Raw genomic sequence first — 12515 nt, forward strand, 5'->3', positions numbered from 1 at the left:
CTGAGATGCCGTACGCAGGGTTGAGGGCCAGCAATACCGACGGGTGTTGAACGATCCCTCGCACGCCCAGCTCAGCAATCGCCAAAAACCACAGCGCCATGAGCGGGCCAAATATTTTCCCTATTCGCGCAGTGCCAAAAGGCTGAAGAAGAAACAGCGCCCGACTTTGCCTTTCTCCACCAGAAGCGACATCAGGGCCATGATGCCCCCCTCGCCATGATTATCAATTCGTATGGCGAAGGCGGCATATTTTCCAGCAAGAGTCAGATAATCCTATAAAAAACATAGCCCATCTGCCCCAACCGCGCGCCCTGTATTACTGCGGCTTGACCTTCGCCAGGCTGAACCAGATCCCTACCGCCAGCAACAGCAGCATGCCGCCCGCGCTGCCCAGCGCCACGCTGTGCGAGGTGATAAACGCGCTTTTCGCGGCCTCAATCACCGGCTCTGCCAGCGTCGGGGTCAGATCCTGCGCCACCTTCATCGCCTCACCAATGGATGACGAGGCCTTATCGACGAGCGAGGCGTTCAGCCCCTGCGGCAGGTCAATCGACGCCGAGAAGCTGCGGGTCAACAGCAGACCAAAGATGGCGATCCCCAGCCCGGCGCCCAGCTCATAGGACATGGTTTCAATGGCCCCCGCAGCGGCGGCTTTCTCTTTCGGCGCAGCGGCCATAATCGCCGAGGTCGAGGCCAGCAGCGCGCTGGCGGCGCTAAAGCCGAGCAGAACCATCAGGGCAGAAGCCAGCAGTTGCTGCGTGCTGAAATCAAGCATCGACAGGCCGATAAAGCTAACGGCGCTGAGCCCCATTCCGCCAGCCGCGACGATGCGTAGCCCTAAACGCCCCACCAGCACACCCGCGATCGGGCCGCTAAACCCGCTCGCCACCATCAGCGGCAGCATGAACATTCCCGCTTCAAACGGCGTAAAGCCATGAACAAACTGCAGCTCCTGGGCCATCAGCAGCTCAAACCCGACCAGGGCAATCATGGCGGTCATCGCCATCACCACGCCGCTCAAAATGATGCGATGGCAGAACAGACGCATGTCGATCATCGGTACGCGAGCGCGGAGCTGAATACGCACGAAGATAAACAGCAGCACCGAGCCGGTCACCAGCGCGGAGGCGACCAGCCACGGTGACAGCGCGCCTTTTAACGCGGTTTTGGCGCTGTAGACCAGCAGCAAAACCGCCACAATCAGCATAACGGCATGGCTGATATTCAGCGGCTGCTCCGGGCGCCCCTGCTGAGGTGGCACAAAACGCGCGGCCAGCGAAACCACCACCAGCACAATCGGCACGTTGATTAAAAACACCGATCCCCAGTAAAAATGCTCGAGCAGCATACCGCCAATCAGCGGACCAAACGCCGCGCCACCGGATCCCACCGCAGCCCAGACGCCGAGCGCAATATTCCGATCCCGCGCGTCGATAAACAGCGTGCGGATCCCGGCAAGCGTAGCCGGAATAATCATCGCCGCGCCGATTGCCAGCGAGGCGCGCGCCGCAATCAGCCACCCTGCTGACGGGGCAAACGCTGCCGCGAGCGACGACAGGCCAAACAGCGTGCTGCCAATCATGAGCAGGCGTTTAAAACCGATGCGATCACCCAGGGCGCCCATCGGCAGCACCATCCCCGCCATCACCAGCGAGTAGATATCGATGATCCACAATAATTCGTTACCGCTGGCACCCAGCGTCATGCTCAATGTTGGCGCCGCCACGTGCAGCACCGTCGCGTCGATCGCCACCGGGATATACACCAGCACGATAATCACTAACGCTAACCACTGACGAAACATAAATTTCCTTTTCTTTCAAAACATGGACACATGTCCAGGATGCGATCCTACGTAAAGTTGAACGAGTGTCCAGCTTTTTGTTACACTCGTTTCATTCCCATTGAGAGTGAGTAAAGATGCGATATCTGAGCAAGGATGAACGGCGGGAAGCCATCTTACAGGCCGCCATGCGCGTGGCGCTGACCGAGGGACTGGCGGCAATGACGGTACGCCGCGTTGCGGCTGAAGCCGGAGTCGCGACCGGACAGGTTCACCATCATTTTACCTCCGGCGGGGAGTTAAAATCCCTGGCCTTCGTACGGTTGATTCGCGAGCTGCTGGATGCCGATGTTGCGGGTAAACAGGCCGGCTGGCGGGAACAGCTCCATGCCATGCTCGGCAGCGATGACGGTAGGTTTGAGCCCTATATTCGCCTGTGGCGTGAGGCGCAGATCCTGGCCAGCCGTGATGCCGACATCAAAGGCGCGTATGTGATGACCATGGAGATGTGGCACCAGGAAACGGTGGCGCTTATCAAAGCAGGAACGGAGGCCGGAGCATTTCATCCGGGCGATCGGGCGGAAAATATTGCCTGGCGCTTGATTGGGCTGGTGTGCGGCCTTGACGGAATGTATATCTTAAACATGCCTGAAATGGACGAAGCCGCCTTTAACAACCATCTTGATACATTAATCACGCTCGAGTTGTTTTCTGGCCCGTCTCATCAGTGATGTTGCCGGGTGGCGGCGACGCCCTACCCGGCCTGCGTTTTACCGTCTCCTGGCCCGTTAAGACTGCAGCATGCCGTGCTGCATCAGGAAACCCCACCAGGGAATGCCGAGGAACATGTGGATTAAAAACGTGCACAGCGCCACGAGCGTGCCTATTGTCCACCATGAACTGATGTCGTTATACCCGGCGGCGAAGATAATCGGCCCCGCTGCGCCGCCATAGTGCGTGATGCAACCCCCATAAGAGTTGGAAAACAGAATGGCGAGGGCAAGCAGAACGGGTGCCGTTCCGGTGACCAGCCCCACGGTGGCAAAGACCGGCACCATCGCCGCGACGTACGCCCCGCCGGAGGCAAAGAAATAGCGAACCAGCACGCTGAGAAACACGATAATAACGATGGTCATATACCCCGCGCTGAGAAAATCGAGGTGCGTTGACAGGAAATCAGCCAGCCAGCGGAAAAATCCCTCCTTGCTCAGCGTGGCGCTCAGACCGATGATGCCCCCGTACCACATGAGGGTATTCCAGCCGCCTTTGTTTTTCTGTACATCGCTCCAGCCGATAATATTAAACAGCAGCGCTGCCCCCATCGCGATAATGGCGACGGCGGATTCATTTAGCCCAAGGTGACGCGAGAAGATCCAGCCTAATAACGCGGCGATAAAAATCACCACCAGCCCCTTCTCTTTGAGGCTCATTGCACCGAGGCTTTGCAGACCGTTGGTAGCAATCGCGACATTATCAATCTTTTTAATTTCCGGCGAGGCAACGCGGTAACAAATATAGGGGATAATACACAGCATCAATAACCCCAACGGTGCACCCGCCAGCATCCAACCGATCCAGCTAATATGAATATGGAAAATGTCGGAAATAAGCTGTAGCGCTAACGCGTTCCCGGCAAAACCGGTTAAAAACATATAGCTGGTCGTTTTAGTCACCATATAGACATTGACCATTAAATAACGGCCGGCCTTGCGCGGTGACTCTTGTGGCGTTGAGCCTAATACCGTCGCGATACTGTTAATAATAGGGAAAACCACTCCACCTGCCCGCGCGGTATTTGAGGGCGTGGCGGGTGCCAGCACCAAATCCAGCAAGGCGGTTACATAACCCAGCCTCAGCGTCGTGCTGCCAAATTTCAGGATAAACCAGTAAGCAATCCGTTTCCCCAGACCGGTGGTGACAAACGCCGCGCTAAGCGTAAAGGCGCTAAACACCAGCCAGGTTGTGCCTGAGGCGTATCCGCTAAGAACGTCCATGGATTTCACGGGAGAATCGGGGAATTTGGTCACGGTAAAACAGGTCAATGCGACCGCGACCAGCATGATGACGGGTTCAGGATAGGGTTTAATGACCAGCCCAACGATGGCCGAAAGATATATACCTGCCAGTATCCACGCCTCTTTGGTTAACCCATCAGGTGGAGGAATAAATATTGATAAAAATATTATTACGGCAAGTAAGATTGTTTTTAAAACATTGGAGTTAAGCATATCTCACCCATGAGAAAAGGGTCCCTGAATAGCGGAGGCCGCTCCTGAGAGAAGCCCCCACCGATAAAATATCGTTTATCAAATATAAAAATGACAATTACACACTAACAGTATTGATATTAACACTTTCATTGAGCTGATATTCGGCAAGAGTATCAAAACTGAGATAGCGATAGATATTTTCATGCGCATCATGAAGTTTATTCGTATAGTCAAAATATTCTTCCACGGTTGGCATTTTTCCCAGCATGGCCGCGACGGTGCTTAATTCAGCTGAGGCAAGGAATACTTTCGCATTCGTTCCCAGACGATGCGGGAAATTTCGGGTGGACGTTGATACCACGCTACTCCCTTCACGCACCCTCGCCTGGTTCCCCATGCACAGGGAACAGCCCGCAGGCTCGATTCTCGCCCCCGCTTTAATAAACTGATTAAAATAGCCCTCGCGGGAGAGCTGCTGGGCATCCATTTTTGTCGGCGGTGCGAGCCACAAACGCGCCTGGTTTTCGCTGGCACCGGCCATGATTTCACCCGCAGCGCGGAAGTGACCGATATTTGTCATGCAGGAGCCAATGAAGACCTCTTCGACAGGAGTGCAGGCAACTTCCGAAAGTAACCGGGCATCGTCCGGATCGTTCGGGGCGCAGACCACCGGCTCGGTGATTTCATTGAGATCGATCTCAATGACTGCCGCATATTCCGCGTCATGATCGGCGCGGAGCAGCGACGGGTTAGCCAGCCACGCCTCGATTTCAGCGATGCGTCGTTCAAGCGTGGCGGCGTTCTCGTATCCCTGCTTAACCATCCAGCGCAGAAGAGCCGCATTGGAGCGAAGATATTGCGCGACATTCTCCTCCGCCAGGCGCATAACGCACGCGGCGGCGGACCGTTCGGCGGAGGCGTCAGCCAGTTCAAACGCCTGCTCTGCGCTTAATGTTTCCAGGCCTTCAATTTCGAGGATCCGGCCCGAGAAAACGTTGCGCTTATTCTTTTTCTCGACCGTCAACAGCCCCTGCTTTCTGGCGTAGAGCGGAATGGCATGCACCAGATCGCGCAGGGTGATCCCTTTCTGCATCTCGCCCTTAAAGCGCACCAGCACAGATTCAGGCATATCCAGCGGCATAATGCCGGTTGCGGCGGCGAACGCAACCAGCCCGGAGCCGCCCGGGAAGGAGATCCCCAGCGGGAAGCGGGTATGGGAGTCGGCACCCGTGCCTACCGTATCCGGCAGCAGCATGCGGTTAAGCCAGGAGTGGATGATGCCGTCGCCCGGCTTAAGCGCCACCCCATTCCGTCGGGTGATAAACTGCGGCAGGGTTTCATGCAGCTGGACATCTACCGGCTTAGGGTACGCAGAGGTATGGCAGAAAGACTGCATCACCAGATCGGCTGAAAACGTGAGGCAGGCAAGGTCGGTCAGCTCGTCGCGCGTCATTCCGCCGGTGGTGTCCTGAGAACCGACGGTAGTGATTTTTGGCTCGCAATACTGTCCCGGGCGGATCCCCACCACGCCGCAGGCATTACCCACCATTTTCTGCGCCAGCGTAAAGCCGGTTGCGGATGGCGCAGGTGAAGCGGGCGTGCGGAATACCGCTGAAGGCTCAAGCTTCAGTGATTCCCGCGCTTTCGCCGTCAGGCTGCGTCCGATAATTAACGGGATCCGCCCGCCGGCGCGCACTTCGTCCAGCAGCACCTCGGTTTTAAGGGTAAAAGTCGTCACCAGCCGCTGGCTTTCTGTCTCACGAATTTCGCCCTTGTACGGGTAAAGATCGATCAGCATCCCGGTCGTTAGCGCGGAGACATCCATCTCTACCGGCAGCGCGCCGGAATCTTCCAGGGTGTTGAAGAAAATAGGCGCGATTTTGCCGCCAAACACAAACCCGCCGTTACGTTTATTCGGCACGTACTGAATGTCGTTCCCGATGTGCCACAGAATGGAGTTGGTGGCGGATTTACGTGAGGAGCCGGTCCCCACGACGTCACCGACGTACGCCAGCGGCCAGCCCGACGCTTTCAGTTCTGCCAGCTGGCGCAAAGGGCCACGCACGCCGGGCTCATCAGGCGTAACCCCTTCCCTGACGTTACTGAGCATGGAGAGCGCGTGCAGCGGAATATCCGGACGTGACCACGCCTCCGGTGCCGGAGACAAATCGTCGGTATTGGTCTCGCCGGGAACCTTAAACACCTTCAGGGTAATTTTTTCAGGCATGGCCGGACGGAGCGTGAACCAATCGGCATTTGCCCAGGAGTGAAGCACCTCTTTTGCCCGGACGTTGCCGCTCTTCGCTTTGGCTTCCACCAGGCTGAATTTTTCAAAGATCAGGATGCTAGAAGAGAGCTGCTCGGCGGCCAGCGGCGCGAGGTTCGGATGATCAAGAAGCTCAATCAGCGGCTGGACGTTATAGCCACCCTGCATAGACCCCAGCAGCGTTGTGGCCGCGTCGGGAGAAAGCCCGTTTACACGGTATTCCTGCAATGCCACCTTAAATAAAAAATCGGCTTTTAGCTTTGCAGCGAGATCAACGCCCGGCGGAACGCTGTGGGTTAATAAATCCAATAATTGCGGATGATATGCGGACGCATCATTTATTAAACAATGAATAAGTGCATCGGTTTGTTCCGCCGTTAACGGTTTCGCCGGAATACCCGAGTCAGCGCGCGCTTTCTGGTGCTGATGATAATCATCTAACATAGGTTCTCCTGTTAAAGCTAAAGTTGTTCGCAAAATTCAGTTAATCGTTCGAGTCCGTATGGCCATTCGCCAAAACCGGACTCAGAATTAATGTGCCCGGCCTCACCGATATCGATGAGATGACCGCACCAGCGCGTGGCCCAATAGTGAGCGCGCGCAAAAGGCATCAGAGGATCGTTTCGGCTGGCAAATACCATGCAGGGGACGGGTAATGGCGTAGGCTGAATGGCCTCTTCAAGTCCGAAAAAAGCAGGCTCTGCCGGTGCGACCATCACCACCCCGGCTACGTTTATCCGCCGCGTTTGCAGCAGCCGACAGGACGCCAGCGCGCCAAAGCTGTGGCCGACGAGAATGGCGGGCAGCGGGCACATTGCCAGCTCGCGGGTAATGGCCGAAACCCAATTTTCGATATCGGGCTCTAACCAGTTTTTCTGCTGGATCCGTTTCCAGAAGGGAAAACGCCGCCCCCAGCAGCTTTGCCAGTGATGTTCATCGCTGTCTCTGAGACCCGGGACCAGAACAAGGGTGTACACCTTACTGAGCTGCTGCAGACGTTGCTCGATCATGAGGTTTTCCTGTTACGCTATTCGCGATTATTCGGGTGGCAACTGCGACAATAGCCAGCCAACGGAAATAAGATCGGCGCTACCGCCGGGGCTTAAATTGCGTTTAATAAATTCCGCGTCCATTCTGAGCAGCGCGTTAACCAATTTATCCGCCGGGAGACGTTTTATTTTTAATAACCGCCTCGAATAGCGTCTGGCGTAGCTCAGACCTTTTATTCCCCCACGGGAAACCAGATTGGTATCCGGATTCGCCGCCATCAAACCCAGCAGCATTCTTAAGAGCGCCACGTCTTCGAATTCGCCCTGACCTAACGCGGTGTGCAGGTGCGGGAGACCCGCCTGGCGAACGGTCATAAAACCGCTTGCCGCTTCCCCTCTCGCCCCGGTAAATCCGTATGTCTGGAACTGCTGCTCGCCCTTCGTTCTGGCGATGCCAGTGGTTTTCAGCTCCTGCTCAACGATGCCGGTACAGATAATGCGGGTCTCGCGGCATAAACTGCGCTGCGTGAGCGTTTCATCCCTTTGCGTCAGACGTCCCGCCGCGGCGCACAGCAGCCCCAGCGAGAAGATCCCGCCTTTATGGGTATTCACCCCGCCGGTCGCGTTAAACATCGCCTGCTCGCAGGCCAGGCCGGTCGGTCTTATGGCTCGCAGCGTTTGCGGGCCAGCAAGACGAGCCGTCTCTCTGCCAACGTTAAAGAACGTTGAGAACCAGGGCGCAATCGCCGCAATGCTGGTCATGAACAGCGCAAAATCCATGTCGCTATGCGCCCCGCTGTTTACGCGATCCACCAGACCCGGCTTCGGGGTTAAGCGAATTTCCCGATACATTGCCTCGGCAGCCAGCTCAGCGAAGGTGCGCTGAACGTCTGGCGCTTTACATCTGGCAAGCGAAGTAGTCATCGGTTAACTCCTCGATTATGCGCGCGAGTTCGGCCTGCGAATGACGCCGCGCACGAGAGCAAACGTGGGCCGGTTCATGACAGATAAAGCAACTGCGCATCGGCTGCTGGATGGCGTTTCTTTTCAGCAGCCCCTTTTTCGGACAAAGCACGTCGATGTCCCACAGGCGCCCCAGAGGATGGTTATCTTCCAGATGCGCCGTGACGTGTTTTATCATCCACGCGGGTGCCGACACCGACCAGAGCGCTTCGGGGCCGGAGACCGGCTGCAGGATCTGATGCCGGCACACCGTCCACTGATGGGTGCGGAATACTTCGCCGAGCGCCTGATTCGCGGCGGCCATCACCCGTCTGGCCAGGTCGGTATCCTTCACCTCCCCCGGCCAGACCAGCGTGACGGATACAACCGTATGTTCCGACTGAAACAGCCACGCCTGCTGGCGACGGGCTCGCTGCTCTCTGGCGCTTAACACCTGTTCCAGAGAGACTTTCGCGTTCGAGGCTTTATCCGTCATGACGATTACTCCTTCACCTGACGAACCACGTCAATCACGCTGCCGTCGCGGTAGCGCACCACGCCGACGATGCGGTCAGTGAACTCAACAGACTTAGGTTCACCCGAGATGAGCAGCGCCTTTTGATACAACGCGTCGATGTCGACAACGGAAAGCCCGGCGTTAATCAGGCGTTCGCGAATTTCCGGGCGCGCCGGGTTAACGGCAATACCGTGATCGGTAACCAAAACGTCGATACTTTCGCCCGGCGTCACCAGGGTGGTGACCTGCCTGACGACGGTAGGAATGCGGCTGCGGATCAGCGGCGCAACCACGATGGTGAGATTTGCCGCCGCGGCGACGTCGCAGTGTCCGCCCGACGCGCCGCGCATCACGCCGTCGGAGCCGGTCAGCACGTTAACGTTGAACTGGGTGTCCACCTCCAGCGCGCTGAGGATGACCACGTCCACCCTGTCGCAGCAGGCGGCTTTTGCGGCCGGGTTCGCATACACGTTGGTGGAGATCTCCACGTGGTCGGGATTGATGGCCATGGAGGCTGCTGCCGCGCCGTCAAAGCTTTGCGTATCGAGGATCTTTTCAATTAACCCTTTCTGATGCAGATCGACAATGCTGCCGGTGATCCCGCCGAGCGCGAAGCGGGCGACAATATTGTGCTTGCGCATGCGGGTTTCCATAAACCGCGTGCAGGCGGTTGACGCCGCCCCTGAACCGGTCTGAATGGAAAAGCCGTCGCGGAAGTAGCCGGAGTGTTCGATAACGTCGGCCGCAGAGCGGGCAATCATCAGCTCACGCGGATTACTGGTCACCCTGGCGGCGCCGACGCTGATTTTTGCCGGGTCGCCGACGCTCTCAATCTGCACTACATAGTCAACCTGATCCTGAACGATACTGGCTGGCAGGTTGGGGAACGGCTTCAGGGTTTCGGTGAGCAAGACCACCTTTCTGGCATATTTCGCGTCAACCATCGCATAGCCGAGAGAGCCGCACTGCGAAGTGCCGCCATTGCCGCTGGCATTGCCGTATTCGTCGCTGCATGAGACCGCCAGAAACGCGACATCAATGGCAATTTCGCCCTGCTGAATCAAATTCACCCGCCCGCCGTGGGAGTGGATCTGCACCGGCTCGTCCATCAGCCCGTGCGAAATCGCATCCGCAAGTTCGCCGCGCATCCCGGAGGTGTAGATTTTGCCGATCACGCCGTTGCGAATGTGCGCGATAAGTGGCGAATTGCACGACATCAGCGAGCTGGACGCGAGCGTGATCCCCTTTAAGCCGCGCTGGGCCAGCTTATCCATCACGTAATTGATGACCTTATCCCCTTCACGAAAGGCGTGATGAAAAGAGACGGTCATGCCGTCATGCAAATCGCAGCGGGCCAGCGCATCGTCCACGCTGGCAAAGAGTTTGCGCTGATACTTTTGCTGGCTGTCAGCAAGATAAGGCGTCGTCGCGTTAGCGCCGCTGAAGGCGACGTACTCACGGCGAGAGCCAGGAATGTGGTGCAGGGTTTCAGTTTGGTTTTTCATTTTTCATCCTGTCGCTTGCGGTAAAGGGGATTACTGACGAATGCCGGAGGCATTTTTACGTTCGATCACGACGCGGGCATGGTTGATGATTGGCGCATCGATCATTTTTCCGTTCAGCGAAATCACCCCCAGTCCGTTGCGTTCACCCTCCTCTGCGGCGGCAAGCACGCGCTCTGCGTAATCCACCTCTTCCTGCGTTGGCGCGTAGGCGTTATGAATAATTTCAATTTGTCGTGGGTTAATCAGCGATTTTCCGTTGAAGCCCATCCGGCGGATGAGATCCACTTCTTTCAGGAAACCGGCCTCGTCGTTCACATCGGCGTACACCACGTCGAAGGCGTCAATACCGGCTCCGCGCGCGGCATGTAATACGGCGCAGCGGGCATAGAACAGCTCCGTTCCGTCGCCCCGCTCGGTTTGCATATCCATCACGTAGTCAAAGGCGGCCAGCGCAATACCCATCAGGCGGTCGGAGGATTTCGCAATGGCGACAGCGTTAATCACGCCAACCGCAGATTCTATCGCCGCCATTAATTTCGTTGAGCCAACGGGACGTCCGCAGGTTTCTTCAATGCGGACGATTTCACATTCGAGCTGATGAATATCTTCCGGGGAATCGGTTTTGGGTAAACGAATGACATCGACACCCGCCCTGACGGCAGCTTCCAGATCTTTTAATCCAAAAGGCGTATTCAGCGGATTAATTCTGACAACGGTTTCAATATTGTTGTACATCGGGTGTTGCAGGGCGTGAAATACCAGAAGGCGGGCGCTGTCTTTTTCTTTTAGCGCAACGGCATCTTCCAGATCAAACATTATGGAATCAGGCTTGTAGATAAATGCCGTTGATAGCATGGCGGCACTCGAACCGGGAATAAATAACATACTGCGGCGTAACTTTTTCATTATAACGTTTCCCATGCAATGTCTTCCCGGGCCATTCCTCTGAGCAGAGCAGCCTGCACGCGGGCGCGGATCACGCAGTCCAGCGCACCTTTATCATCAATAACGACAAGCCCTTGCTCAATGTTGAACGCGGCCAGGGTTTCATTGACAACCTCAGTAATTCGGTCGCCAAATTGCTTATATACTTCGCTCTGGATGACCACATCCAGCCCGCTCTCGACGGGACTGACCTTGACCATCAGGTCGCTGGACTCCAGCGTTCCCGCCATTGCGGCTTGCACAATTTTCATATCATTTTTCCTGTGATAACGCGGTTAAACCGCTGCCGACATCGGTTCAGATAAACAAGGCTGATGCTGTACCTCTTTATTCAAAAACGCGCGCGTGGTGGCTGGCACCATGCGGCTGGCAGCAGTGAGTTTGTTTTCATCTAATAAACGACGAACGGCTGAAGCTGAGACCGGCACATTGTTGCCATCCGTTCTTCTTTCTATTTCGTGTACGCTGATTCGCGCCGCTGAACACGCTTCGTCTTCCAGCCAGCGGTGCATCGCCCGGTTATATTCCGCGGTTAACGGGCAGAACGGCTCGGTACCGACAAAACGATGATTAATATTCAGCGCGGGGGCGATAAAACTTCTGAACAGCATGAGGTCAATAGCGGCATAGGCTTTATCGATGACCTGCTTATCCTTCAGGAAATAGCCCGGGAATGTGCCGCGAGAAATAATATATGCCGACCCCGGATGCACTGTGACATTTTGCAGATGCCGCGATCCGTCTTTGACCATCGCAAACCGTTCTTTAAAAGAAAAAGCGGAGACATCTTCCTGCACTACGAAAACATGCAGCCAGTCGCACCGGCTGGCCGCATGCTCGATAAGATATTGATGGCCCAGGGTGAACGGATTCGCGTTCATCACAATCGCGCCAGTGTTTTGCCCCGGCACGAAATGATGACGACGCAGCTGGCTGCAGTAACGATGAATACCAACCGGCGTATTCTCCATTAACGCCGCACAGTTCTCGATCGTCACCAGGGGATAAAACCCGCATCCGCGAAATGACTTTACGTTATCCGGGCGGGTAAAAAGAAAGAGCTGATGTTCGCCGTTTTGTGCCGCCAGCAGCTCGGCCTCATGAATTAACGTCAGGCTTAACGACGTGCCCCGCCACCCGGCATCCACGGCGATGCATTTCAGCGTGTTACCCGCAATGCCGGTGCAGGCGACAAGCTGGCGCTGATAGCGCGCAGCGATAAATTGCTCAATATCGTTATCAATGCCTAAACCGTTGCGGGCCAGGAAGCGGGCTACCTCCTCTCTGGCCAGAGCGTTACCGGCTTTAATCACCTCAAATTCTGGCGTGGTGGCGGTGTACATCGTCTCTCTCCTGAG

11 protein-coding genes and 1 pseudogene are annotated in these 12515 nt (G+C 56.2%); 1 reads left to right on the plus strand and 11 read right to left on the minus strand.

Annotated elements, in window-relative coordinates; all coding sequences use genetic code 11:
• Positions 1-4: 4 nt before the first annotated feature.
• Positions 5-252 (minus strand): annotated as a pseudogene (locus tag F0320_RS11255) (KUP/HAK/KT family potassium transporter); the annotation flags it as partial.
• 64 nt (positions 253-316) lie between these two features.
• The gene (locus tag F0320_RS11260; protein ID WP_126328602.1) at positions 317-1804 is read right to left on the minus strand and encodes an MFS transporter; all 1488 of its coding nucleotides are present in this window, start codon (positions 1802-1804) and stop codon (positions 317-319) included.
• A gap of 116 nt (positions 1805-1920) precedes the next feature.
• Here F0320_RS11260 and F0320_RS11265 point away from each other — a divergent pair, with 116 nt between their 5' ends.
• Positions 1921-2514: a TetR family transcriptional regulator gene (locus F0320_RS11265; RefSeq protein ID WP_126328603.1), complete on the plus strand. Its 594-nt coding sequence runs from the start codon at positions 1921-1923 to the stop codon at positions 2512-2514.
• 57 nt (positions 2515-2571) lie between these two features.
• Here F0320_RS11265 and F0320_RS11270 read toward each other — a convergent pair whose 3' ends face one another.
• The 9 genes from F0320_RS11270 to citC all read right to left on the minus strand — a co-directional run bounded on the left by F0320_RS11270 (position 2572) and on the right by citC (position 12500).
• Positions 2572-4011, minus strand: a complete 1440-nt coding sequence (locus F0320_RS11270; RefSeq protein WP_126328604.1) for an anion permease — start codon at positions 4009-4011, stop codon at positions 2572-2574.
• 97 nt (positions 4012-4108) lie between these two features.
• Positions 4109-6703 (minus strand): bifunctional aconitate hydratase 2/2-methylisocitrate dehydratase, encoded by a 2595-nt coding sequence (gene acnB, locus F0320_RS11275; protein ID WP_149323783.1) that lies wholly within the window; start codon positions 6701-6703, stop codon positions 4109-4111.
• Between the two features lie 17 nt (positions 6704-6720).
• Complete coding sequence (locus tag F0320_RS11280) at positions 6721-7269, minus strand: RBBP9/YdeN family alpha/beta hydrolase (RefSeq protein ID WP_126328606.1); 549 nt, start codon at positions 7267-7269, stop codon at positions 6721-6723.
• A gap of 27 nt (positions 7270-7296) precedes the next feature.
• Complete coding sequence (gene citG, locus F0320_RS11285) at positions 7297-8172, minus strand: triphosphoribosyl-dephospho-CoA synthase CitG (protein ID WP_126328607.1); 876 nt, start codon at positions 8170-8172, stop codon at positions 7297-7299.
• On the minus strand, positions 8147-8686 hold the full coding sequence (citX, locus tag F0320_RS11290; RefSeq protein WP_126328608.1) for a citrate lyase holo-[acyl-carrier protein] synthase: 540 nt from the start codon (positions 8684-8686) through the stop codon (positions 8147-8149). The genes citG and citX overlap by 26 nt, the downstream gene beginning before the upstream one ends.
• Before the next feature lie 5 nt (positions 8687-8691).
• Positions 8692-10212 carry a citrate lyase subunit alpha gene (gene citF / locus F0320_RS11295; RefSeq protein ID WP_126328609.1) on the minus strand — a complete coding sequence of 507 codons (1521 nt, stop codon included), beginning with the start codon at positions 10210-10212 and terminating at the stop codon, positions 8692-8694.
• A 30-nt stretch (positions 10213-10242) separates the two neighbouring features.
• A complete protein-coding gene (gene citE, locus F0320_RS11300) occupies positions 10243-11118 on the minus strand; it encodes a citrate (pro-3S)-lyase subunit beta (protein WP_149323784.1) in 876 nt (291 codons plus the stop codon).
• Positions 11118-11408 (minus strand): citrate lyase acyl carrier protein, encoded by a 291-nt coding sequence (citD, locus tag F0320_RS11305; protein ID WP_023335831.1) that lies wholly within the window; start codon positions 11406-11408, stop codon positions 11118-11120. The genes citE and citD overlap by 1 nt, the downstream gene beginning before the upstream one ends.
• A gap of 24 nt (positions 11409-11432) precedes the next feature.
• Positions 11433-12500 (minus strand): [citrate (pro-3S)-lyase] ligase, encoded by a 1068-nt coding sequence (gene citC, locus F0320_RS11310; protein ID WP_126328611.1) that lies wholly within the window; start codon positions 12498-12500, stop codon positions 11433-11435.
• Between the last annotated feature and the right edge of the window lie 15 nt (positions 12501-12515).

The organism is Enterobacter dykesii (assembly GCF_008364625.2).
Lineage (GTDB): Bacteria > Pseudomonadota > Gammaproteobacteria > Enterobacterales > Enterobacteriaceae > Enterobacter > Enterobacter dykesii.